Source organism: Bacillus sp. PK5-006, assembly GCF_054161415.1.
On sequence record NZ_CP096414.1, the window covers coordinates 3,226,661 to 3,250,673 of the forward strand.

At 41.1% G+C, this 24,013-nt stretch carries 20 protein-coding genes and 2 riboswitches; of the genes, 5 read left to right on the forward strand and 15 right to left on the reverse strand.

Features of this window, described 5'->3' with window-relative positions:
- Nucleotides 1-5: 5 nt before the first annotated feature.
- Nucleotides 6-139, reverse strand: a riboswitch (cyclic di-AMP (ydaO/yuaA leader).
- Between the two features lie 63 nt (nt 140-202).
- The 4 genes from M1D84_RS16665 to M1D84_RS16680 all read right to left on the reverse strand — a co-directional run bounded on the left by M1D84_RS16665 (nt 203) and on the right by M1D84_RS16680 (nt 5,114).
- Nucleotides 203-1,225: an AI-2E family transporter gene (locus tag M1D84_RS16665; RefSeq protein ID WP_024425375.1), complete on the reverse strand. Its 1,023-nt coding sequence runs from the start codon at nt 1,223-1,225 to the stop codon at nt 203-205.
- 197 nt (nt 1,226-1,422) lie between these two features.
- Entirely contained in the window at nt 1,423-2,691 is a 1,269-nt protein-coding gene (gene dctP, locus M1D84_RS16670; protein WP_254806207.1) for a C4-dicarboxylate transporter DctP, read from the reverse strand.
- A gap of 123 nt (nt 2,692-2,814) precedes the next feature.
- Nucleotides 2,815-3,498 carry a response regulator gene (locus tag M1D84_RS16675; protein WP_103132674.1) on the reverse strand — a complete coding sequence of 228 codons (684 nt, stop codon included), beginning with the start codon at nt 3,496-3,498 and terminating at the stop codon, nt 2,815-2,817.
- Nucleotides 3,495-5,114, reverse strand: a complete 1,620-nt coding sequence (locus M1D84_RS16680) for an ATP-binding protein (protein ID WP_029706899.1) — start codon at nt 5,112-5,114, stop codon at nt 3,495-3,497. Before M1D84_RS16680 ends, M1D84_RS16675 begins: the two co-directional genes overlap by 4 nt.
- A 68-nt stretch (nt 5,115-5,182) precedes the next feature.
- Between M1D84_RS16680 and M1D84_RS16685 the strand changes: the two genes are divergently transcribed.
- A complete protein-coding gene (locus M1D84_RS16685; RefSeq protein ID WP_103132673.1) occupies nt 5,183-6,280 on the forward strand; it encodes a DctP family TRAP transporter solute-binding subunit in 1,098 nt (365 codons plus the stop codon).
- A gap of 25 nt (nt 6,281-6,305) precedes the next feature.
- Here the strand turns inward: M1D84_RS16685 and M1D84_RS16690 are convergent, their stop codons facing one another.
- On the reverse strand, nt 6,306-7,136 hold the full coding sequence (locus M1D84_RS16690; protein ID WP_103132672.1) for an EcsC family protein: 831 nt from the start codon (nt 7,134-7,136) through the stop codon (nt 6,306-6,308).
- Between the two features lie 156 nt (nt 7,137-7,292).
- On the opposite strand from M1D84_RS16690, the gene M1D84_RS16695 reads away from it, so the two are divergent.
- The 4 genes from M1D84_RS16695 to M1D84_RS16710 all read left to right on the forward strand — a co-directional run bounded on the left by M1D84_RS16695 (nt 7,293) and on the right by M1D84_RS16710 (nt 10,056).
- Nucleotides 7,293-7,553, forward strand: a complete 261-nt coding sequence (locus M1D84_RS16695) for a GlsB/YeaQ/YmgE family stress response membrane protein (protein WP_003214275.1) — start codon at nt 7,293-7,295, stop codon at nt 7,551-7,553.
- Between the two features lie 222 nt (nt 7,554-7,775).
- Nucleotides 7,776-9,053 carry an Nramp family divalent metal transporter gene (locus M1D84_RS16700; protein ID WP_073203919.1) on the forward strand — a complete coding sequence of 426 codons (1,278 nt, stop codon included), beginning with the start codon at nt 7,776-7,778 and terminating at the stop codon, nt 9,051-9,053.
- Between the two features lie 71 nt (nt 9,054-9,124).
- On the forward strand, nt 9,125-9,694 hold the full coding sequence (locus tag M1D84_RS16705) for a GNAT family N-acetyltransferase (RefSeq protein ID WP_024427358.1): 570 nt from the start codon (nt 9,125-9,127) through the stop codon (nt 9,692-9,694).
- Between the two features lie 98 nt (nt 9,695-9,792).
- On the forward strand, nt 9,793-10,056 hold the full coding sequence (locus M1D84_RS16710) for a hypothetical protein (RefSeq protein ID WP_008346966.1): 264 nt from the start codon (nt 9,793-9,795) through the stop codon (nt 10,054-10,056).
- Nucleotides 10,057-10,096: 40 nt separating this feature from the next.
- Here M1D84_RS16710 and M1D84_RS16715 read toward each other — a convergent pair whose 3' ends face one another.
- From M1D84_RS16715 to M1D84_RS16760, 10 genes are all read right to left on the reverse strand, one after another.
- Nucleotides 10,097-10,321 carry a hypothetical protein gene (locus tag M1D84_RS16715; RefSeq protein WP_073203917.1) on the reverse strand — a complete coding sequence of 75 codons (225 nt, stop codon included), beginning with the start codon at nt 10,319-10,321 and terminating at the stop codon, nt 10,097-10,099.
- Nucleotides 10,322-10,673: 352 nt separating this feature from the next.
- The gene (locus M1D84_RS16720) at nt 10,674-11,150 is read right to left on the reverse strand and encodes a DUF2247 family protein (protein WP_212049115.1); all 477 of its coding nucleotides are present in this window, start codon (nt 11,148-11,150) and stop codon (nt 10,674-10,676) included.
- A 4-nt stretch (nt 11,151-11,154) separates the two neighbouring features.
- Nucleotides 11,155-12,708, reverse strand: coding sequence for a ribonuclease YeeF family protein (locus M1D84_RS16725; protein ID WP_458106336.1), 1,554 nt, complete (start codon nt 12,706-12,708; stop codon nt 11,155-11,157).
- 232 nt (nt 12,709-12,940) lie between these two features.
- Nucleotides 12,941-14,662: a pyruvate oxidase gene (locus tag M1D84_RS16730; protein ID WP_151040646.1), complete on the reverse strand. Its 1,722-nt coding sequence runs from the start codon at nt 14,660-14,662 to the stop codon at nt 12,941-12,943.
- 67 nt (nt 14,663-14,729) lie between these two features.
- Nucleotides 14,730-16,556, reverse strand: coding sequence for an APC family permease (locus M1D84_RS16735; RefSeq protein ID WP_073203905.1), 1,827 nt, complete (start codon nt 16,554-16,556; stop codon nt 14,730-14,732).
- 112 nt (nt 16,557-16,668) lie between these two features.
- Nucleotides 16,669-16,813, reverse strand: a riboswitch (cyclic di-AMP (ydaO/yuaA leader).
- Nucleotides 16,814-16,882: 69 nt separating this feature from the next.
- Nucleotides 16,883-18,970 (reverse strand): cellulose biosynthesis cyclic di-GMP-binding regulatory protein BcsB, encoded by a 2,088-nt coding sequence (locus M1D84_RS16740; RefSeq protein ID WP_073203901.1) that lies wholly within the window; start codon nt 18,968-18,970, stop codon nt 16,883-16,885.
- A 4-nt stretch (nt 18,971-18,974) separates the two neighbouring features.
- Nucleotides 18,975-20,198: a glycosyltransferase family 2 protein gene (locus M1D84_RS16745; RefSeq protein WP_175579069.1), complete on the reverse strand. Its 1,224-nt coding sequence runs from the start codon at nt 20,196-20,198 to the stop codon at nt 18,975-18,977.
- 37 nt (nt 20,199-20,235) lie between these two features.
- Complete coding sequence (locus tag M1D84_RS16750) at nt 20,236-21,948, reverse strand: DUF2334 domain-containing protein (RefSeq protein WP_458106337.1); 1,713 nt, start codon at nt 21,946-21,948, stop codon at nt 20,236-20,238.
- Entirely contained in the window at nt 21,938-22,789 is an 852-nt protein-coding gene (locus M1D84_RS16755; protein ID WP_073203894.1) for a GGDEF domain-containing protein, read from the reverse strand. Before M1D84_RS16755 ends, M1D84_RS16750 begins: the two co-directional genes overlap by 11 nt.
- A complete protein-coding gene (locus M1D84_RS16760; RefSeq protein ID WP_332285586.1) occupies nt 22,770-23,852 on the reverse strand; it encodes a glycosyl hydrolase family 8 in 1,083 nt (360 codons plus the stop codon). The genes M1D84_RS16755 and M1D84_RS16760 overlap by 20 nt, the downstream gene beginning before the upstream one ends.
- Between the last annotated feature and the right edge of the window lie 161 nt (nt 23,853-24,013).

Below are 24,013 nucleotides of genomic sequence, written 5' to 3' on the forward strand. Positions count from 1 at the left end.
CCACTGTCTACTCTCTTCACGCTGATGAGGTTAGCTGACGGGTTAGGACGAAGAGATGTCCTTTTTTCTCAGATAAGAAAAATTCACCCCAAAAACATGGGTCCCCCATTCCTTTAGAAGGATTAAGCGTGTGGATATATGATATTTTCATACCATTTATACCTTATTTTTAGAAAATTGTAAACAGGTTCATATGAACTTTTTAATTACTTTCTTCCCTATTTGTCACTTCAAGAATATCTAAAATAAACACAAAGATTGGGATACCGATAATAAGTCCCCAAATGCCAATATAGTGTTCAGAGAAGATCAGCACAATAAACGTGAAGAAAATAGGGAGTTCTGTTTTAGCTGACATGAGCTTCGGATTCAAGAAGTATGCTTCAATAGCATGGATAATCACAATCACCAGCACAATATACAGGACATACATTCCGCCTCCGAGTGTATACGCAATGATGCTGAGTGGAATAAGAGAGATAACCACACCCGCTACTGGGATTAAGCCTAGCAAAAAGACCATGACCGCTAATCCAAATAACTGCGGGAAGCCCATAATGCCTAGCGCAATGGTCGTTAGCACACAATTAACGGTTGCAATAATAAACTGTGCTTCGAGTACTTTTCCAAACGTTCGGGAAAATTTGCGTCCAAAGAAGGCAATTTCATGATAGAATACGGAGATTTTACTCGTTTTGAACTTGTTCATGAATTGAATGAGGCGTTCTTTTTCGAACAGGAAGAACATGCTTAATATTAAGGACATAATGACCTGGATACTGAAAGTGCTGAAATCGGTTATGTATGTATAGAGGAAATTAAACCCTTTCTCAAAGAAAGCTGATATTTTGAAATCTCCGAATACGTTCGTGATGACGTCAAAGAAGGGTAAATCTTGTGGGTGATCTGCAATTTTCTTTCCTAAATGGAATAGCTGCTCTACCTGTTTGGCGATGATTGGTACAAAAACGAATCCGCCAAATGTTAATCCACCAGCCAGAAGAATATACAAAATGGTAATGACCGATTTCTGTCCTATTTTCAGGAAGCGATTTAAAAAGCCTCTAATGACCTCTTCCAACCGATTCATCAAAAAGGTGAAAATGAAGGTCAAAAGAATTAAATTCATCATTCCTCTTAATAGATATAATGCTGTGGCTAATACTACAAATACTGAAAACCGCTTAACACCGGGTTTTTCGAACAATTTTAAAAATGCCGTCATTACGTTACACACCTGCCAGGACTAAAGTCTATTTTTCATCGTATCTGATATACATTATATCGGATCTTTCTGTAAATTATATAATAAAAGGTCAAAGAGGTCTTACGATTTGTATTAATTTTATCGGTTTTTCTTTTTTACACAAAAAAACCGAACCCATGTAGAACATAAGGTTTCGGTTTTTGGTTGTTTTTATACTAAACAGCCTGCTTCATATTCCGCATTTCCTGAAGTGCTGTTTTGCTCTTCGCTTCGTCAAATTCACCTTCACTCTTCGCGACAACAATTGTTGCGATTCCATTACCAATGAGATTTGTAATTGCTCTTCCTTCACTCATGAATCGGTCAACCCCAAGCAGCAGTGCAAGCCCCTCAATGGGGATAACTTGAATTGCAGCAAGTGTAGATGCGAGCACGATAAATCCGCTTCCTGTCACCCCAGCCGCTCCCTTGGATGTGAGCATCAGCACAAGAATAATGGTAATCTGCTGACCGATGGACAGGTCTACGCCAAACACTTGCGCCAAGAAGACCACGGCCATCGATAAATAAATGGAAGTTCCGTCTAGGTTAAAGGAATAACCTGTTGGAATGACAAGACCAACAACAGACTTAGAGCACCCGTAGCGTTCCATTTTATCCATCATTCTTGGCAGCACGGATTCTGAAGAACTTGTGCCAAGAACAATCAAAATTTCATCCTTGATAAATCGCAGATAGCTAAACAGGCTGAAACCATATAATTTACAAATACTAAATAGTACAACAAAAATGAAAAGAAACATAGTCATATAAACAGACAGCATGAGAAATCCCAGCTGCTTCATCGATGACACTCCAAAGTGTCCGATCGTATAAGCCATCGCCCCAAATGCACCAAGAGGCGCAGCACGCATGATATAACCAATGATTTTAAAGAAAACAAGTGACAGCTTATCAAGCCATTCGATGATGCCTTTCCCCTTCTCGCCAAGAGCAGCGAGCGCGACACCGAATAGAATAGAGAAGAATAAGACCTGTAAAATATCACCCTTCGCAAAGGCGTCTACCATGTTAGAAGGAACGATGTGTGTGACGAATTCCATCCAGTCGATACCCTGTCCCCCATTTTGGGTATACTGTGAAACGTCCCCTTTTTCAAGCTTGCTATAGTCAAGACCTGCACCTGGCTTCATGATATTCACCACAAAAAGACCGATGACTAGAGCAAGTGTCGTGACAACTTCAAAATAAATAAATGCTTTTCCCCCAACTTTCCCAACCTTTTTCATATCACCCATCTTGGCAATACCAAGAACAATGGTTAAGAAAATAATTGGTGCAATGACCATTTTAACGGCATTGATAAAGGTGTCACCAAGCGGCTTCATTTCTTTTCCGACGTTTGGCCAAACCATCCCGACAATGATCCCGATAATGACAGCTGCAATTACCTGAAATGTCAGGTTCTTCAAAATCCTTTTCATAAAAAATCAACTCCCTCACCCTTTTATGTAAACGCTTAACTATTATCTGTAGATAAATGATAGCGATTTCATAAAAGGCTGTGAAGCTTATGGACATATCGTACATTTTGGTCTTTTTGGTCTTTAGTCAGAATGTACGATATATTTATTCACAGGCCGTCCTACCCCGCCATATTGCATATCTAATTTCAGCTCGCCTTCTTTAACGAGAAAGTCTAAATACCGGCGTGCCGTGACGCGGGCAATGCCAAGTGCATTGGCGACTTCTTCTGCAGACTGCGCGCCTTCCTGCAAGCCCATATACGCTTTAATTTCGTTCATCGTATGCACATTCAGCCCTTTAGGAAGCCAAGTATCTTCCTGCTTAACAGCAGGCTTTCGTATGATATCATCGAGCATCTCTTGAGAAAATTCTGCTGCTGTTCGAATTTTTGATTTAAACGCCTTATAGCTTTCAAGTGATTCTTTCATTCGTTCAAATTTGAATGGTTTAATAATATAATCCCGCGCGCCATTTTGAAGCATGACTCCGATGGTCTCTTTGTCCTTCGCTGCTGAAATGACAATTACGTCCACTTTCATTTTCTGTTTTCTGATGTCTTGCAGCGTTTTGACGCCATCCTTTTTTGGCATATAGACATCAAGTACCACGAGGTCTGGACGAATTTCTTTGATCAGCTGGATGCCCTGCTCCCCGTTCCCAGCGACAGCTGCTACTTGAAAGCCAGGAACACTCATAATGAACTCTTTATTCACTTCTTGCACCATCGGGTCATCTTCAATTAACAGCACCTTAATCTGTGTCATCTGTCTCTCTCCTCTATGGTCATTGGGAATTCGATTGAGAAGGTGGTACCAATACCGATGCTTGATGTGACCTCTACATTTCCCATCCCTTTGTCGATAATCGTTTTTACAATGTACAGGCCATAGCCTGTTCCGCCCTCTTTGCCATGTGTGAAGCCTTTATCGAAAATAGAAGGAATCATTTCTTCTTCGATCCCGGATCCATTGTCTTCAATTAAAATTGCGAGAACATCCTCCGTTTGATCGATACTAATGGAAATGACTTTTGTGTCTCTTTCTACAGTATCATACGAAGCAAAGGCGTTCTCAATGAGATTTCCGAGCAGCTTTGTCATATCATGCTGATCAAGCCGTTCAGGGAAATCACGCAGACAGCTATGTTCATCTACTTCGACCATGATGCCAAGCTCCTTGCCCCTTCTGATTTTGCTCATCAATAACCCTGCGACAGCATCATGCTCTATGACGCGATGAAGAAAGTCCGTCACATGTTCCTGCTCCTCTGTCGTTTGAAAGGCTAGATCGAGCGCCTGATCGGCTTTACCAAGCTGAATCAGCCCGGCAATCGTATGAAGCTTATTCATATGTTCATGGTTTTGCACCCGCAAACCGTCCACAAAGTTCTTAACCCCTGTGAGCTCCTCCGCCAATTTTGCTGCTTCTGTCCGGTCCTGAAAAATGGCGACCGCTCCGATGATCTTCTTTTTCATGACAATCGGAATCCGGCTGCTCATGATCCGCTTTCCGCTCATATGAATTTCTTCATTGTAGACGGGTTCTGCGCGATCAATAATCTCAGGAAGTCTCGTATCAGACAGCACACCCCAAATATTCCGGCCCACGACATCACCTGTTACGCCAAAAATCTGCTTCGCCTTCTCATTAAAAATGGTGATCATGTGCTGATTATCAATGGCGATGACCCCTTCATTAATAGAGTGAAAGGTTGCAGTGCGTTCCTCTAGCATTCTGACAATCTCATGCGGCTCCAGCTTAAACATTTGCTGTTTAATATGACGGGCGAGCAAAAATGAACCCACAAGCCCAAAGCTGAGCGTCAGCAGGAGGATCATGAGGATATCCTGCTTCATTTCTCCTAATATATCTGCCATACTTGGCAGAGTTCTTCCTACAAGCACAACCCCAGTTTGATTAAATTGATCATCCTTGACTGGATAAAAAGCTCTGATGGCTGTTCCAAGCTCTCCCTCTGCTTCTGAGAAATAAATATGCTCTGCAAAAGCCGGCTCTTCATCAGTTCCTTCTGAGCGCTGGCCAATCCTCGTTTTCACTGGATGCGTTAATCTCACATGATCCATATCCATCACGACAATATAGTCAGCATCTTGAATAATCCGAATCTCTTCGATTGCATGCTGTAATTGATCACGATCCTTTGTCTGATCAGCTAACGCCTGCTTCACCTCATTCATCTCAGCCACGGTTCTCGCCGTGTTCATGAGTCTTTTTCGAAGCTCCCGTTCCTCTGTCTGCTGAATTCCCCCAACGAGAACAATTCCTCCGATTAAAAGGGCGAAAATGACAACGAAATATGTGAGGATGGTAAGCTTCCATCTAATAGATAATTGTTGTAATTTCAATCGATTTCTCATCATTTTTTTCACCTGTATCTTTACGGATTCTTCCTCTGTCAAGTATGCTTGACATAAGGGGGATCTGACGCATGAAGAATTTACTCGCTTATACACTATTGCTCATGATCGGTTTTGTAACCGCTTTATACTTTGGTTTTTATCATATGATGCCAAAATCAGCGACAACCTTTGATGATGAACAGACAGGACTGAAGGACCAGCTTGTGTTCAAATTCAGTCATGTCGTGGCAGACAATACACCTAAAGGACTTGCCGCAAAGAAATTTGCTGAGCTCGTGCACGAAAAATCCGATGGAAAGATCAGCATTCAAATTTTCTCCAATGGAAGCCTTTATTCTGATATTGAAGAAATAAATGCACTCAAAGAGAATCAAGTTCAATTTATTGCTCCGTCTACCTCGAAGCTCGGCATGCTGTCCCCTGAGTGGCTGGCACTTGATCTTCCCTTTGCTTTTTCAAATTACAATGCGGTTCAAGAAGGCCTGCAAGGTGCAATTGGACAAAGGTTGTTTGGCACGCTGCAAAAAGATGGGTTAAAGGGAATGGCTTATTGGACAAATGGCTTTAAGCAAATTACTTCTAATAAAGGGCCAATCAAACAGCCGGCTGATTTAAAAAAACAGTCTCTCCGCATTATGCAAAGCGACATGATTGAAAAACAATTCAAACTCCTTGGCGCAAAGCCCTATCAGGAATCATTTAATTCAACGTTTCAGCTATTAGAAACCAAAAAAGTAGACGGTGAAGAAAATACCATTTCAAATATTTATTCAAAAAAATTCTATCATATACAAGACTATATGACGATCAGCAATCACGGGTATTTAGGCTATGTGGTCTTAACAGATCAATCCTTCTTTGACCGCCAGACACCCGAAACGAAGCGAATTTTACTTGAAGCCATGGAGGAAACAACGGCTTGGAATGAAAAGCATGCAGAACAGATGAACAAAGATCAGCTGGAGGACATTAAACGTGAATCGCCGATTGCCATTCATGAATTGACGCCAGCTGAAAGACAAAAATGGATGAAAGCCCTTGATCCTTTGTATGATGAAGCCGAAAAAACGATCGGCTCCACCCTCATCAAACAGATCCGCGAACTGCGTGCACGTTATGAACACTCACCTATTCATGCTTTTCAGGAAGAGGATGAGAGCAAATAAAAAATCCCTTTGATATGGGATTTTTTTATGCGCCGGACTCACTCTGTTCTTGCTGCGTGAGCTCTTCTAATCTTGTTAAAATTCTTCGCTTTCGGTATTGCATCATGCCTGTTTCGGCAATTCCTTTTAATTGTGAGCGGTTTGAAACGGCACCAAACAAAATTCCGGCGATGGGAACAAGTTGAAATAGTTTCTTCCAGCCGAACGAATCCCGGTAATTATAGACGACCTCACGCCACCCTTGGATTTGGGAAATCATGTTTTCATGTTTCCCTTCGGATGCATGATAGCTTTTGAGTTCTTTTAGAATCGATTTCTTTCCAACGACATCCGCGGAGTTCAGCTGCAAGCATTTAATGATGAAGACCCGCTCGTCTTTGTTTTTAGGATCATAGCCATAGGTAACGGCAATATCCTGTAATGTTTTCAGGGAGAGACCCAGGACCGCAGGGATATCAGCGGCTAGCGTAAACATTCCGCCGACACCAGTTGTCGCCCCTTGCACCGTCGCGAGATTCGTTCTGTTTTTCCCCATATGTTCACTAATGGCATCCATCATTTCGATTGGGGCCTTTCCAATATCCTCTATACGCTGAATGGAATCGTCTGCACACTTCTTTTGAAATTGATGAATGATGCCTTTTTCCGATGTCAAATAGGCACCGCCAGATTGAATGTAATGACCCATTTCATCAAGTAGCACACCGATTTTTTTCTGAATAAAAGCAGGCGTCAGCTTGTCCAGCATTTGAAATGGAAGGCGGCTGAGTTTCTCCCAAAACCATACCTTTTGCTGGTCTTTCTCCCACTTTTCGATCTCCTTTAATTGTGCTTTTAGCCATTCTCTTTCCTCCATGCCATATGCCTCCTTAGATGCCGCTGAAGTATTTGTCTGTTATTATACACAATCCTTGTCCATCATACGTATAGAACATTGAAGCGGTTCCGAAAGGTTTTAATCTTTTTCAAAACGGTTATTGCTTAATAAACAAACAAAAGAGGAGTGATCAACATGTTAGGATTTCTAATTTCATTAGTTGTGGCGATTGTCATTGGTCTCATTGGGAGTGCACTCGCTGGAGGTAGTGTACCAGGAGGATGGATCGGTTCAATGATTGCAGGACTTGCAGGTGCTTGGATTGGTCATGGATTGCTTGGAACGTGGGGTCCTAGTCTGGCAGGCTTTGCGATCATTCCAGCGATCTTAGGAGCAGCCATCTTTGTCATTATTTTAAGCCTGATCTTCCGCAGCGTGGGATCAAGGGTATCTTAAAAAAACAAATAAAAGAGGAAGCAGTAGGGACACCGTCTAAGGGACGGTGTTTTTTATGTTGCGCGTTGACAAGGTATCTATTTTTTTCACTTACATATGATAAACAAACCTATTAGTTCAGATAGTTGACTTTTCATGAAGATGGGCATATGATGATTAAAAATTGCATGAAGGAAACTTTTTGTGCCCAAGCAAAACTTTGTAGAATCTAGGTGATGACATATGACAAACAAATACATCGAGGCACAGGCACACATGTCAGCGGCAGCTGAGCGTGCACTTGAAGGTAAGGTCAAAGGATTTAGAAGGCTTCTTCCTTTTCTAGGCCCTGCTTTTATCGCAGCCATTGCATATATTGATCCAGGGAATTTTGCCACCAACATTGCGGCTGGCTCTAAATATGGATATCTTCTCTTATGGGTCATTCTCATATCAAATCTCATGGCGCTGCTCATCCAATCCTTATCCGCAAAGCTTGGAATAGCGACAGGGAAAAACTTACCTGAAATCGCACGTGAAGAGTTTCCAAAACCCGTCTCCATCGGTTTATGGATTCAGGGAGAACTCGTTATTATTGCCACAGATTTAGCTGAGTTTATTGGAGCGGCACTTGGTTTATACTTGCTCTTTCGGATTCCTTTGCTTGAAGCATCTATTATTGCAGCCATCGGATCATTTGCGATTTTAGAATTGCAAAGACGTGGATATCGAGCATTAGAAGCCGGCATCACCGGCATGCTGTTCGTTGTCGTGATCGCTTTCGCTGTGCAAACCTTTGTCGCCAAGCCTGATATAGGAAGTGTCGCAGGCGGGCTTTTCATTCCAAAATTTGAAGGCACAGATAGTGTACTGCTTGCAGCTGGAATTTTAGGTGCCACTGTGATGCCGCACGCGATCTATTTACATTCAGCATTAACCCAAAGAAGAGTCGTCGGCAGAACGGAAAAGGAGAAAAAACAGATTTTCCGCTTTGAGTTTTTAGATATCCTCATTGCGATGCTAGTCGCTGGAGCCATCAATGCCAGTATGTTGATTGTGGCAGCCGCTCTATTTTATAAAAATGGTCTCTTTGTTGAAGATCTGGATGTTGCGTTCCAGCATTTTAGCACACTCGCAGGTCCTGTATCAGCTATCTTATTTGGTGTAGGCCTGCTTGTAGCCGGACTATCCAGCTCTTCTGTCGGTACATTGTCAGGCGATATCATTATGCAGGGTTTTATTCAATACCGCATTCCACTGTATGTCCGCCGGCTGATTACTATGATTCCCCCTATTGTGATCATTGCATCTGGGGTGAATCCGACATCCGCACTTGTGATGAGTCAGGTGGTCTTATCCTTTGGTATTGCCTTTGCTTTAATTCCGCTCATTTTATTTACAAGTAAAAAACGAATTATGGGCGAATTAACGAATGCCCGCTGGGTAACAGGAATATCTTGGGTGATAGCAGCTCTTGTTGTCGCACTCAATCTCTTTTTAATTGTGGATACATTTATGTAAAAGACAGTAGTGATGCTGTCTTTTTCTTTTCATATGGTTATGGTAAAATTCCCCTGAGAGGATGTGGGCACATGTTTTTTTATCAAGATCAAGAGATATCCATGCGGCTGCTTGAGCCAAGAGACGCACGAAGTCTATATTTGCTCATTCAGCGGTCAAGAGAGCATTTACGTGAATGGATGCTTTGGGTGGATTCAACGAAAACAGAAGAAGACAGCATGGCGTTCATTCAAGGCGCAATGCAGCAAGCCATGCAGAACAACGGTTTTCAAGCGGGCATCTGGTCACATGGAGAACTTGTCGGGATCATCGGCACCCACCAAATTCATTGGATCGACAGAACTGTTTCAATTGGCTATTGGCTCGGAGAAGGCTATCAAGGAAAAGGCATTATGACAAAAGCGTGCAAAGCAGTCATTCATTATTTATTTGAAGATTGTGGACTGCACCGCATTGAAATCAGGGCTGCTGTCGATAACCTGAAGAGCAGACGCATCGCAGAGCGATTATCCTTTTCGCTTGAAGGCATTTTGAGACAATGTGAATGGCTGGGCGACCGCTTTACGGATCATTGTGTATACGCCCTTTTGCAGCCTGAATATATGAAAGAAAAAACGCATTCTATGAATCAGCCCACGTAATTGTGTCGATTGCATGAATTATTTTACAAAGTGAAGCTTTGTAGTATCGATTGCGATCAGCATCTGATAAAATAGAAGGAAAAATCGAGGTATGAAGTATGTCTCTTATTATTTTATTTTACTTATGGATTGTCCCATTATTATTTGGCATTTTCTTCTCATTCTTAACAAAGAAAGCCACATACAAACGCCGCTTTGTCCCATCATATAGCATGGCAGGACTCAGCATCGTTTTTCTTATTCTGGCACTTGTCTTTTCAGCCAGTCATTTTCTATTCATTTGCGGTATGTTCCTATTTGCCACCACCCTTGTCGGCACAGGCATCCCTTTATTTTTAGCCTTTACAAAAACACCATCATAAACAAAAACCACCTTTTCGCAATGGAAAGGTGGTTTCTTTTTTATTGATTTGGCATTCTGTAAGTCGCGGTGGCATCTTGATTGGCTTCAATTGTTTTCACAATGTCTTCAAGGATCTCTGCTGCACGATCGTTTGAGTCATACTTACCGAGCGTCTTGACCCAAGTATCGCTTCCTGCGATCATCCCTTCAATCTTTTTGCCGGCTACTGTGATTTCGTGGACATGAACGAAACTTTGCTGGTTTTGTGTGAAAATCCATAGCATGGTTTTAGCTCCTTTTTATTGGTTTATTTTAACACATTAATTTCTGACGGGAATGGAATGGCTTGTGCAGGTAAAAATCAAGGTGACTGTTTCATTCAGGTTTGTTGTATTTTTTAGCATCTTTTTAATTTATCGTCTATCATAATCGTAATTCCTTCTACGAGTTCACCAGTATTTTCATTTTCAAACTTCTCAGACAGGATGCTTATTTTATGGTCACTCATTGTTTTCTCCTCAATTGCTTTCGAGATCTAACAAATCTACTTTATTTTTTATCATACCAATCTCTTTACCAGCAAAGAATGAAAGAAAACGATGGACCATTAGTCCATCGTTCTATTAAACTCTCTAGTTATAAAATCAATTCCTTTTCATCTTCTAAAAACTCTTCTACAAGTTCTTTAATTGTATTTTGTGAATCGTGAGGGTAATAAAATGCGTCTGAAACTTTTCTAAAAAAATCATACATATTTTCGGGTGTATTAAAGATTGAAAAAATATTTTCAATTTCTTCAAATATGTTTTCATCAGTTGAATTAGTATAAACTTCTTTCATAGTGCTATATAGCCACTTATGATACTCTCTCTTCATGTCTTCCGATGATTTGTCAGAGACTATGCTTTCAAGTATATGATCTACTTTAACTTCTTCTTGTTCCCAAGCTAATTCAAGGATTAATTCATTGTTAGCATTAGGGTTGTTTTCTAGATATTTAACAGCATAGTTTGTTACTTCTATTGCCGAAATTAAATTAAACTGTCTACCAACAAACAGTGTAGACCAGTTACAATCAAAACCATTTTTCGTGATTATATCCGTTTTATACAATTTTCTATTTCCCCCATTGATTTATTTTTCCTGTCACTTTGCCACCAGGTATAAAAGTTCTATGGGTTACTGTATTCGTTGTTGGATCTACCACCCATTCAAACACGCCATTCCTTATTTCTTTCGACTGTAACATTTCTGGGGCGTTGTTCTTTACTTTTACATATTTGGTTTCGTACTTAACCACCGAGCCCTCTATTTGATACAACGAATCCATATGGCCTTTTCTATTTGGTAAATCAAATCTCTTAGAATGAACTGCGTAGTTGTCAATTATATCATTAAAGCTATGATAAAAATCATCTTTTAAAGCACTACCTACTCGTGGATTATCTAAAACTGGATGCTTAAGTTCTCTCGTACTCCTAATCCCCATCTTCCCATGAAACCCTTTAGCCCCAAACGGCAAAAGCATTCCAAGAGCCGCATTCATACTCGCTTCCTGCTGTTCTTTTGAGATCTTGTTTCCAAACATGTCTCGGCCTGTAATTGCTTCGCTGAAGCCGTTGGTGGCGGTGAGTCCATATAAACCTTTTTGCGATGTTTTCAGGGCGTCAAAGGATTTTTGTGATGTCTTATAGATGTCAACTGCCCTGACTGCGGCTGATGTGGCTTGGGTCGTTTTATAGACAGCCTTCCCGCCTTTGAAAATGCGGCCTGCCCAACCCACGATAGGGATGTAACCGGCTGCTGCCATGCCACCTGCCGCGACTCGCTGTCCTGCGGTGAGTTCTTCCCCTGTGATTGGATCAACGCCTGTTGCGGCACGTTTTGCATCGTTCACACCAGTCAGTTCATTGACGATGTTTCCACCATAATCGAGCGCTTTTTCATACCAAGGGCGGTTGGCGAGTGCTTCTTGTTCCTTTGCGATTTTGCGGGCTTCTTCTTGTTCTTTTTTGATTTTCAGATATTCAGAAGTTTGTTTTTCAATATCGTTTTTTGCCTTGTAGATTTCGCTATTTTGATACGCTTTCTTGTCAAAATTCATAGGCGAAATCGCTTTTCCGTCATTTGTCGCATTCATCATTTCAGCGTACAATGCCATTGTAGCTTGCTGTTCCGTCTCTGACAAAGCATATTCATCTTTTAAATTTTGATCAAGTTCTCTTAGTTCTTTGACCGTCTTTTTTCGTTCATCTTCCGCATCTTCTATTTTTTCATCAAAGGTTTGGCTATCAAATACCTCTAGGGAAATGAGGTCATCAATGTCTTGAAAAATCGTTTTGAGTGCCTTTTTTTGATCCTTCACAATGCTTTTGGCGTTTTTGATGCCCATATGTACTGCGTTGTCTAAAAAGTGTTCTTCTACAAAGGTATCGCCGCCAAAGTTTGTATCATCCAGTGTCCCAGGAACACCATCATGAAAGGCTTTTTGCTTATCAATGAAGCTGATAAACATGTCTACATTTCCAGCCAGCTCTTTATAGAAACTTTTAATATTATCTGCACCTTTCCCAGTGAAATCATCACCGAGATTGGCCACACCTTGTAATGCCTTTTTTAAATCTACCATTTGTTCGCGGAGTTCCTGATAGTGTTTTGCCCTTGTGTCCATGGCACTGGTTAGTGCTTTTGCATCAAGTATCTTGCCCAGAAGAAGTCACTCCCTCCATTATTGATCATAAAGTCTATTTTACCTTTCTCAGTGAATTGGAAAAATAGGCTATAAGTTACAAAAATAATTTCCATATATTTTTAGAGGAAATAAAACAAGTGATAATTGAAATGTTTTTTCCTTTCATCACAAAAAAGTCAGTCCTCTTTTGAGAGGACCGACTACATTTTGTTTAGAAAAAGCGTTTTAAACTTTTCTTAAGTGGAGGGATATCCAGCTCGCCTTTTTCGAAGAATTTTTTCAGTAAGTACTTACTAAAACCAGCTGCTTGTGTGTACGTAATTTTCCCAGGTAACGGCGGTTCATTGGTGACAGCAACATCAATAATGACGGGTTTATCTGATTGAAAGGCTGTATCAAAGGCTGGAGCTAGTTCTTCATGTGATGACACGGAGATTCCTTTGCCGCCACATGCTTCTGCGAACTTAGCAAAATCAATATCTTCCAGCTCTATACCATAATTGATGTTTCCTTTTACCTGTTGTTCATATTCGATCATTCCAAGGTTGTTGTTGTTTAAGATCACAACAACGATCGGCAGTTTATATTTTACCGCTGTCACAAAGTCTTGCATGACCATTGTGAAGCCACCATCGCCGCAGACAGCAACCGCTTGACGATTCGGTTCATTTAACTTAGCAGAGATCGCTCCAGGCAAACCACAGCCCATTGTGGCAAGCCAGCTGGAGATGATGAAATCCTGCTGTTTCATTTCGAAATGGCGGGCCATCCATACCGTTACATTCCCTACATCAACAGAAAGAATGGCGTCGTCTTCAACTGCTTCTTCTAGTCTAGCAATAACTTGCTGCGGTTTAAGTGGTGATGTGGCAACGGATTTTTCCTTATCCATTTCTTCTCGCCATTTCATCATATGCTCTGTACAAGCTTCAAGGAAACCACGCTGCTCTTTATATTCAATGTAGGAGGTCAGTTCCTGCAAACCACTCTTGCTGTCACTCACGATTCCTACGTCTACTGGATATCTTTTACCGATTTGATCTGGTTTAATATCCAGTTGAATGGCAGGTGTGTCCTCTGGTAAGTAGTCTCTATATGGAAAGGAAGTTCCAAGCATAATTAAAAGATCACACTCTTCCATCGCTTCATAAGCTGGCTTCGTTCCAATTTGACCTAGGTTTCCTAAAAAGTATGGATGCCTGTCTGGCACAACCCCTTTTGCAGGAAGTGTGATGACGATAGGTGCAGCAGCCTTTTCTGCAAATGAAAGAAGCTCTTCTTTTGCATTTCGTAATCCTTTACCTGCTAAGATGACTGGCTTCTTCGCATTGTTAATTAGCTGTGCTGCCTTTAGCAGTTGATCTTTCTTTGGCCGTACCTCTCCCTCAACATAAAGAGGAGATGTATAAACTGGCTTACGCTTAATTTTTTGAGAAAATAAGTCATCTGATACGGTGAGAACAGCCACCCCTTTATGGGTATAAGCTGCTTTAATGGCTTGATTTAATAAATCAGGCAGAGATTCTGCTGTTTGTACCTGCTGATTAAAGACAGCGACGTCGTCAAACATCCGCTCTAATTTGATTTCTTGAAATGTGTCTCTTCCTACTTCATTCGATGCAACCTGCCCTGCAATTGCTAAAACGGGTGCGCCATCTGCTTTTGCATCGTATAGTCCATTTAATAAGTGGACAGCACCCGGTCCAGCGATGGATAAGCAGACACCGAGCTTACCTGTTAGTTTGGCATCAGCCGCCGCTGAGAGTGCCGCCACTTCTTCATGTCTCGTTTGTATAAATTGTATTTGGCTTGATTCATGCCTAAGCTCTTCAATCAATTCGTTTATGCTGTCGCCGGGCATTCCATAAATATGTTTTACGCCCCACTCTTCCAGTAGCGCTGTTACTTCTTTTCCTGCGGTTCTTTGCGGCATGTGAGAAAACTCCTTTTTTCTTACTCCATACCACCGCACCCTTTTGATCAAACGTTTCAACTTGCTGCTACTTTTTAAAATGATATGGAAGGGTGGCGACCACAATATCCCGTTTCCATAATAGACGGAATCTTAATAAAAAGGCAGATTGGTTATGCAAGATCGTATGCCATCTTTTTTTCGGGATAAATTGAGGCACAAGCACCATCACTTTATATTGATGCGCATTTGCTTTAGCCTCAACCGTTTCAAGAAATTTATCAAGCGGATGAATAAGACTTCGATAAGACGAATGCAATATCACAAGCCGCACACCACTGTTCAGTTTTTCCCAATCCGCTTCAATTTTCTTATCTTTTTCTTTATCAAAAGATACATGAACTGCTATGACTTGCTCTGATAAGGATTTTGCATATTGAACAGATTGCTCGACGACACGTGTTACTCCTGCTATTGGCACGATGACCACATTTCCTTTAATCTCAACAGGCTCTGTTTCACTCATTAAACGCAGTTGTTCTCCGACAGACAGATAATGCTTTTTTATGGAATGAAAGATCAATAGCACAATTGGCATGAAAACAAATACTGGCCATACAAGATGGAACTTGGTCAAAATGAGAATCATGAGAACCGTGAAAGAAATCAGTGCTCCGACTATATTGATAGGCATTTTCGTTTTCCAGCCCTGCGGTTTTTCACGAATCCACTTCACACACATGCCGGTCTGTGACAAGGTAAATGGAATAAATACACCGACAGCATATAGCGGAATAAGGTGTTCCGTTTTCCCATCAAACAACCAAATGAGCAGCATAGAAGCTACACCTAAAAAGATAATGCCATTAGAGTAACCGAGTCGATCCCCTCTTACAGTAAACATGCGCGGCATATATTTATCCTTTGCTAAGTTGACCGCCAATAAAGGAAAGGCGGAAAAGCCGGTGTTTGCCGCTAATATCAAGATTAAAGCTGTGACAGCCTGAATGACATAATAGAAAAATGTACGTCCAAATGTATCTGATGCAATTTGTGATACAACCGTTTCTTCTGGCTTTGGTGAGATGCCAAAACCAAATGCAAGCAATGTTACACCCACAAATAAAACAGCTAGTAATCCACCCATCATCAATAATGTTCTCGCTGCATTTTGTGCAGCTGGTTTTTTAAAGGATGGAATGGTATTTGAAATGGCTTCTACCCCAGTTAGTGCAGAACAGCCAGACGAAAATGCTTTTAATAAAAGAAATAATGTAATGCCAGGTACATGTGTGCCGATCGCTGTATGCTCAGGTGCTGGCGGGATGCCTCCTGTTAACAATTTAAAGCCTCCGACTCCAATTAGTATAAGGAGTGATAATACAAACAAGTATACGGGATAAGCCAAAATAGATGCTGATTCTGTCAATCCACGAAGGTTAAGCACCATAATCAAGATGACCAATACAATTGAAATCAACACATGATATGGATATAGTGCCGGAAAAGCCGATGTGATGGCATCAGTACCCGCTGATATACTCACTGCTACAGTCAGAATATAATCTACAAGCAATGATCCGCCAGCGACCAGTCCTGGCTTTTCACCTAAGTTTCTGCTAGAGACGACATAAGCCCCTCCGCCTTCTGGATAAGCATAAATAATTTGGCGGTAAGATAAAATTAACGCCATTAAAAGAATTAATACACAACCTGCAATCGGGAGTGAGTACCAAAATGCTGCTGCACTAACGACTGAAAGAACAATCAAGATTTGTTCTGTACCATATGCAACGGATGACAATGCGTCTGATGACAATAATGCCAACGCTTTGATTTTTGATAGTTTTTGTTCTCCTGCTGCCTGTGATTTTAATGGTTTCCCAATTAAAATACGCTTCATCAAACTGTACATGTGATGCCCGCTCCTTTAGTGTCAAACGATTTAAGTTACAAAAGATGGATCGCCAAAAAGACACAGAGGCAATAGAATGCCCCTGCGTCTATTGTTTAGATCACAGGTTGGTCTTTGCTCTCTTTAACGCTTACGAGGTTAGCTGACGGATTCGGGCGCATGAGACTTTGCCCTACCTAAAAAGGATTCACCCCACGTGGTGTCCTGCACCACTAATGGTTCCCCCGCTCATTGAAATGATTCAGCGATTGGTCTTTTATAAAAGAGATCATACTCCCGTTTGACACCAAAGTAAAGACATTTTTTCAAGGTCTTTTGATCGTTTATCAATCAGTCTTTTTGCGGTTTTTTCGCACGAAATAAATAATCAGCCCGACCACAAAAATAATCAATGCAGCGATACATGCAAAGTAAATCCAAGAATCATCGATGCCTTGCTTTTCACCTTTTTGGAGATCATTTGTTGTGCTGCTGACCGTTTGATGATTAGAGAACATGTCTTTGTTTTTGCTCTCGATTGCGACTGTTGCCGTTTCCGTATTTGTTTGCAGGAAATGAAGCACTTCATGTGAAAGATCAGCGTCAGCTGCATTCATTCCTGAAAAGACGGTCATTGTCTGTTCTTTATTCCATACAGATGGCTGCGTCCATACGATACGAGCAGTCGTTTCGTTGATCATGCCAAAGGAGGATACATCATACTGATCCTTTTTCACTGGAACGATGAGATCGCCTGCCTTTTCTTTTAAAAGAGAGAACGTTTGAATGCCCCCGATGAAAATGAGAGAGTGATCTTTTAATTGATCATTTGTCACATTTGAAGCTTTGATCAAATGATATTGGGCAGCTTCCGGCTGACTAAATGATTCTGTCAGCATCGCCATTTGATTGATCGTTTCTTGCTTGATTTGATCTGGAATGACGATCAATGTTTTTCCTTGCTGAGTTTTTGATGTGAAAGGAAGCGGCCATGCGGCTAAATCCGGTGTATCACTAGTAGTACCTTCTGGTATTTGAAGAGAGCTGTTCTTATCAATGTAAATCCAGCCTTCTTCATCCGTATGTCTGCAGGTTTCCATGTTTTTAAAGCCTGTAGTAACAAATTGCAAATCAATATATTCGTTCTTTTGGAGTACTTGTGAATCTACTGGAATTGACACATGATAGAATCCATTCTCATCTTTGTTTCCTAGTTTTGTTAACGGTACATCGTGCGGCTCGTTATTGATCATGACTGTTAAGCGTTCCGCTTTGTTCGCTATATCAGATTTTTTAAATGATAGATTTAGCTTTGCACCTGATTTTTGATTAGCGATCAATGCCTTTGGATAATAGTAATGATCAGATGCCGTCTTTTTGGTTCCAACCGTGACATCATCACCACCAAAATCTTTTAAACGAATTTGATGAGATGGTTTTGATGCTTTAGCCGTAACCTTTTGAAGCAGTAAATCGCTACCAGTGAGCTGACCAGTCAGTTCTGGTTGAGTTAGGACATTGATTTTTTCAGCAATTGTTTTTGGCTGCTTAGCAGTAACAAATAAAATGGGCTGTTCTTTTTTCTTTCCTGTCAAGGTTCTCACCGCTAATGTGAGCTGATCGCTTGCGGTTTTCATTTTCGCTGCTTGCTCGATCGATTTCACTCGTCCATCCCAGTTTCCTTTTGCTCCCACAGCAATGGTTGGATGCGCGATTTGCTTGATGTCCTTTTCTTGGACAATTTTGAGGTCTGCTTGGCGGTCTTTGTTTTTCAACGTACGGTATACTTTCATAGCCGCTTCTAATTCAGCTGCTTCCGGTGAACTTGGAATCACAATATCTGTTTGTTCTTTCTGATCACCTGTTTGAATGAAAGGTGAAGGGAAGCTGTCTAACGTCACGTCTTTCGTTTGAGTTCCTTTGAAAGCCAGCTCACTTTCAGGATATACTTTCAGCCAGTTGGCAGGTGTCTCTTGGTTGATACACACACCTTCTTTTAACACGCCATAAAATGCGAGCTGAATTTGATGAGAACCTTTTTTCAATTGCGATTTGTGCAATTTGATTTGAATCGATTTCTTTTGGTTTTTCCCTGATACGGGAATGGTCTTTTCAATCTCTCCATCGATCATGACTGTGAACGAAGATGGCGAAATGAGTAATGGTGAAGCCTCTATATTCAATGTAAGGGTGCTAGACTCTACTTTTTCTTTTTCTATTTGATAAGAATATTCAGTGCGGTCTTCTTGTCCATACAAGGTCACTACATCTTCTGATAAGTGCTGCGTTTCTGTCTGGCTTCCTTTTGATGAGCGAATCCAGTCATCTTTCACTTGTACTCGATTTGATTGCGCCATTGCTTGACCCGCCATGAAAAAAGGCTGAATGGCAAGGGATAGCATCAATATAAAAATCATCCATTTTACCGATTTCAATTTGTCACCCGCTTTTCTTTTGTTGTTGATCGTAACGCTCAGTTTTGTACCATTTTACTTCTTGTTTGAATAATCGGCTCTTTGCCTCTACACATAAGGAGTACACGACTAGCGCAATCCATACTTGAGAATAAGTAAAGTACATGAGCGCCACAATGAGTATATTTTGTTTGGTGAGCTCTGTCTTCTCAATACTTAGTGTAATCATCACTTCTGTTAGAAAGAGGAAGAAGGCCAATCCCCACAGGATCAGTGCAACAGCTCCTACAGATAAGTGAAGGTCAACAAATAGGTTCACGATAAAGATCCCATTTGAGAGCAGGACACCGAAGAAAAATAAGAAATACGTAAAGAAGAAATAAAACAAATCAAAAATCATTCGTTTTCGTTTCAGCTTCATAAACTGTTTTAAAAATTTGAGTACAACATATTGATTGCCTCGTGCCCAACGTGTTCTTTGCCGCCACCAGACTTTCCACGTCTCAGGCTCTTGTTCCCATGTAATCGCAGCCGGGAAAAATCGAATGACATAGCCAAGGTTATAGACTCGAATCGTTAATTCGGTGTCCTCAGCCAACGCATGAACATCCCAGCCGCCAAGCTCTTCTAAAATGTGCCGGCGGATGGCGAAGTTGGTGCCTGGTATTGTCGCAATTCCAAACCACTTCCATCTTCCGCCCTGCGCCATCCATTGGAAGCAGATGGTCTCAATATTAATAAATTTGGTCAGGAGATTTTTGGCTGCATTGATAACCCTAAATTTCCCGACAACAGCGCCTGCCTTCGGATCATTCAATAAACCAAGAACCAAATGATAGACGGCCTTTTGTTCAGGCATGTTATCTGCATCGTATACGCAGATGACTTCTCCTGTTGAAGCCTTTAAGCCTTCATTCAGTGCAGTGGATTTTCCCTTTCCTGCAAATGGCGGCTTCGTTTCAATCATATGGACATGATCATATTGCTCACTGAATGACTGCACGATGTCCCCTGTGCCATCAGAGGAATTGTCATTAATCACAATGATTTCAAGAAGATGTTTAGGATAGGATAGCTGGACCATTGCTTTTAGCGTTTGCCGGATGACAACTTCTTCATTATGAGCAGGAATTAGAATGCTGACAGTTGGCAGCTCTTTCCCTTGTTTCGTCCATTCAGGCAGCACTTTTTCGTAGGTCAGGTAGTGCTGAAAGCCGCCCTGCATGAGAAACATGTGGTATAGGAGCATGATCCAAATCAATATTAATGAAAGATAAAATAAGACATCAGCCACCTAATTTTCTCTCCTTAAAAATTCGTTTTTTCATTGTCAGCCTTAAATACAATGTGTAAAAAGCAAATGCCGCAATAAACAGCATCACCACGACGGTGAGAATTCGCAGCATATTTTCCATGCCGCTTCGTTTAACTGTTTTGGTTTCTGCTCTATTGGATTGTTCTACTTGAATATGTCCATTTCCTGATGTTTTGATTTGTACATGTGGTGTTTGGACTGTTTGTTTTGTTTTCTTTAAATCCAGCCATTCACTAGAAGGAATTGCATCCATCAGCGTCATCAGATTCTGCAGTCCATCTATTCCGGATTCCACATCATAGGACAGCCCGATTGCGGGTGATTGAAGATGCTGGATGGATTGAATCTTTTGCTCTGTTAAAATATTTGAACCTTCTTGGTCAGACGCTGGCTCTACTGATTGCTGAGGATATAAGGTCATACCATGAAGCATGGCGGGTTTCGTCACGAGTGGCGGAGCACCGGCTGTTTTCCACGTATGGTCCGACAGCTGTACCTGTCCAAACAGACTGGACACATGCCTTGATATCACTTCATAGCCTTGTTGAGATATGGCATCATGCGGCACCTCGAATGCCAGTGGATAGAGACCTTGCTGCGCAAGAAACTCAATACCTTTTGTCAGTTTTTCTTCTGTATAGATGGTTTCTTGCTGCTGATTCGATCTCGTATAAGCATGGAAATCTTTCTCATTCGAAAAATGGCTTTCACTTTGCTTCTTCTCGGCTTTTTTTGGGTCATTTGACGTAATGGACTGATCATTCTTTGCATCCCAGAACTCAAAGTCCTGACCAGAATCCTCTGTTCGATACGTACGGCTAAATCCATGAAGAATAATGCTGGCTCCATCGCTTTGCAATTGTTTTAACACTTTTACGAGCTTCGGGCGGTCACTCAGTGTCACTTCATCGCCTGTAGTTCGATCCACCCAAACAGGAGTTACCGCTATCAGAAACGGGATATGCCGAGTGGATGCATATTGTCCAAGCTCAAGCAGCTTCTTTTCGTCAGTGACAGGACTGATGTTCCCAAGGCTTAAGTACTTTGTGGTCAGCTGATTAGAAGAAGGCAGGTTTTTTTCTAGCACTTCTGCAAGAAGCTCGCTGTGCTGCACGACATTTAAGATTCCAATATAGGCGGCACCTTCCTTTGTTTGAATCACAAATGGAAGATCAGCTTCATGCTTCTTCAATAGAAATTCTCTTTGCAAGTCTGCCCCTTGAACCGTTAACGCACTGATTCTTTTCTCTAGCTGACGGCAAGTGGAATCATCTGTATATTTGATTTGACTCGTGTGTTCTTGTTTATGAAAAGTAAGCTTGGAAAATGGGCGCAGCTGGTCCGCATTGTATCCAATGGCTATGATCTTATGTGCGTCGTTCATTACACGAATGGCCTGTTTTGGTAAGGTTCTCTTTATTTCCCCTAGATAGATGACTTGCTGAAATTCGCTGATCTTCTTTTCAGCCAAATGTTCATCAGATACAATCGTCGTCTGTTTGGAAAAATGTCCGGCGAGTAGATCCAGCATATGCACTGCTGGAGTCGCTTCTCCCGATTCTGTTGAATAAACGATCAGGGTATCTGGCTTGGCAAGAGCGTCGGCTGAAGCCATGTATCGAAACGAAAGAATCAAAAAAAGAGCCATCATCAAACAGCATTTCATCAAAGAATTAAAGTTCATTCATCATCATCTCTTTTTCTAGTTCTTCTAAAAATTGCTCTGGCGTACGATAATCTGAACTGCTTGTTAAATGACAGACATGAAAAGTTAGGGTGACTTCACGACCGTTTAACAGCACATGCTTTTGCAATTTATCTTTTAGCTTCTCAAGGACGACAGAGACATTCTCTTCTGGTGTGTGAGTAAGCAGCAAGCCTATCCGTTCTTCGGATAATCGAAATTTCTTATCGGTTTCTCTGACACTTTCGCGAATCTTGATACTTAATTGCTGAAATAGGTGCTGCATTTCTTTTTCTCCATATAATGATTTAAATTCCGCTGCATAATGGATATGAAGAAGGATAAAAACGAATGGCTGTTTGTAGCGTTCTGCCCGTTTCATTTCCTCGGATAATTCCAGCTTCATCCGATCTGCATTGTCAAATCCAGTTGTCGAGTCAATCGCCACAAATTGTTTCATCGCCTGCTTTTGTTGTTCTATGGTGTGACGCATCGTCTTGATTCGCTCATGCAAGCTTCCTGCTGAAATCGCGAAAAAGAGAAGAGCTGCACCCCAAATCACCACATCCTGCAATGTTTGATTGGAAAAGAAGGGATTTGTGTGGCCAAGCTCTGTAAAGAACATAGCACTTCCTATAAAGAACAACATCAGCAAGGTAAAAATTAATGCTGGTAAGATGCCAAATAAAATCCCGCATCCTAACACGACAAAAGTCAGTGTAATCATCATAAAGCTCTCTGCATCCTGTACGCCTAGGTAGCCCATAAACAAAATAAGCCCTGCAAACGTGAGGAGCAGAGTATAATATAAACGATACGTATTACTGAATAACCGATTCATTAAAAAGCTCCCTTTCTGCAATGAGAGGCAATAAGTTGTCAAATGAGTGTGTGTCTTTTTCGTTCATGTATCCTCCATAATAATCCTTAAGTGGATCTTGAATTTGTAATTCTTTCATGCGGTCATACACCTCTTTTGCGAATTCCGGTTCGTTTCGTTTAAGAGCATACAAAATGACTAGCGCATATACAGAAGGAGATTCATACGTCACTGATGGCTGCAATGTGCTCAGTTTATATCTACCGTACAGCTTTCCTTCTTTTTTAAAAGTCGTTTTAAGCCATTTCATGATCGTGGAAGTATTCACCTTTGCACGATCAGCATGTAAAGCCGTATAGAGTTGATCAATCATATTGATTTCTCGATCAAATGAATAGGCTTTTTTCTTTATGTCATAGGATTTAGGAAAGAATCCTTTTTTTCTCGTTGCTTGTTTTAGAATGGTCAATTGGTTACTCGTCATTTGTTTCGTGAATATTTTGAGGGATTCCAATTCTTTGATTGCTTTTGGGTCTAAATATGAGAGTGTGATTGTGTGTGAAGTTCGATTTGTTGATGCATCATAATAATCGGACAAGATGCCTCTATACATATTTTTGTCTTTTAACGCTTGTGCGATTTCTTTTGCTGTGGTTTGATACGCTGCATTCTTCCATAAACGATCTGCCTTTTGAAGTGCCGCCACTACCCGTAAGTCATCAACTAGAGCATTGGCTTTACTTTTTTGATCAGATTCGATTTGCCAGCTGAGAAGATGATCATCTAGTAAAAATTCATCTTGCAGGACACCAAATTGTTGGTCAAAAGAATTTTGGTCTTTTTTTCGAACAAGATAATCCATCCAAAGCCCAAGCGATTCAGATAAGTAGATATGCTGCTCTGCTAATGAAGTGCGAATCATGCCTTGATCTGTCATGAGGTGATGAGTGATAAAATATTCTCCAGGCAATACAGGCTGTGGAGATACTGGATCAGCTGATTCCTTCTGCTGTTCCCAGGTACATCCGCCTAATAAAAAAACAATGAGTAAAACAATAGCCGTGCGATGTATGGCTGTAACCATTCGTGTCCCCTTTCAACTCCCGTTCTCTTAGCATTCCAACGATTTATTATAGATTGTTTCTGTTTAAATTTAAATAAATATTTTATACCAAATTACGAGTCTTTTCGCATAGACATTCCCATTTTCAGAAAAACAATATGTCGATATGCTTGATTACATTG

Bases quoted from the DNA above. Each gene is read 5' to 3' on its own strand.
- M1D84_RS16665 (WP_024425375.1), bottom strand. From the start codon at position 1,225: ATGACGGCATTTTTAAAATTGTTCGAAAAACCCGGTGTTAAGCGGTTT.
- dctP (WP_254806207.1), bottom strand. From the start codon at position 2,691: ATGAAAAGGATTTTGAAGAACCTGACATTTCAGGTAATTGCAGCTGTC.
- M1D84_RS16675 (WP_103132674.1), bottom strand. From the start codon at position 3,498: ATGACACAGATTAAGGTGCTGTTAATTGAAGATGACCCGATGGTGCAA.
- M1D84_RS16680 (WP_029706899.1), bottom strand. From the start codon at position 5,114: ATGATGAGAAATCGATTGAAATTACAACAATTATCTATTAGATGGAAG.
- M1D84_RS16685 (WP_103132673.1), top strand. From the start codon at position 5,183: ATGAAGAATTTACTCGCTTATACACTATTGCTCATGATCGGTTTTGTA.
- M1D84_RS16690 (WP_103132672.1), bottom strand. From the start codon at position 7,136: ATGGAGGAAAGAGAATGGCTAAAAGCACAATTAAAGGAGATCGAAAAG.
- M1D84_RS16695 (WP_003214275.1), top strand. From the start codon at position 7,293: ATGTTAGGATTTCTAATTTCATTAGTTGTGGCGATTGTCATTGGTCTC.
- M1D84_RS16700 (WP_073203919.1), top strand. From the start codon at position 7,776: ATGACAAACAAATACATCGAGGCACAGGCACACATGTCAGCGGCAGCT.
- M1D84_RS16705 (WP_024427358.1), top strand. From the start codon at position 9,125: ATGTTTTTTTATCAAGATCAAGAGATATCCATGCGGCTGCTTGAGCCA.
- M1D84_RS16710 (WP_008346966.1), top strand. From the start codon at position 9,793: ATGTCTCTTATTATTTTATTTTACTTATGGATTGTCCCATTATTATTT.
- M1D84_RS16715 (WP_073203917.1), bottom strand. From the start codon at position 10,321: ATGCTATGGATTTTCACACAAAACCAGCAAAGTTTCGTTCATGTCCAC.
- M1D84_RS16725 (WP_458106336.1), bottom strand. From the start codon at position 12,708: ATGGACACAAGGGCAAAACACTATCAGGAACTCCGCGAACAAATGGTA.
- M1D84_RS16730 (WP_151040646.1), bottom strand. From the start codon at position 14,662: ATGCCGCAAAGAACCGCAGGAAAAGAAGTAACAGCGCTACTGGAAGAG.
- M1D84_RS16735 (WP_073203905.1), bottom strand. From the start codon at position 16,556: ATGTACAGTTTGATGAAGCGTATTTTAATTGGGAAACCATTAAAATCA.
- M1D84_RS16745 (WP_175579069.1), bottom strand. From the start codon at position 20,198: ATGCTCCTATACCACATGTTTCTCATGCAGGGCGGCTTTCAGCACTAC.
- M1D84_RS16750 (WP_458106337.1), bottom strand. From the start codon at position 21,948: ATGAACTTTAATTCTTTGATGAAATGCTGTTTGATGATGGCTCTTTTT.
- M1D84_RS16755 (WP_073203894.1), bottom strand. From the start codon at position 22,789: ATGAATCGGTTATTCAGTAATACGTATCGTTTATATTATACTCTGCTC.
- M1D84_RS16760 (WP_332285586.1), bottom strand. From the start codon at position 23,852: ATGGTTACAGCCATACATCGCACGGCTATTGTTTTACTCATTGTTTTT.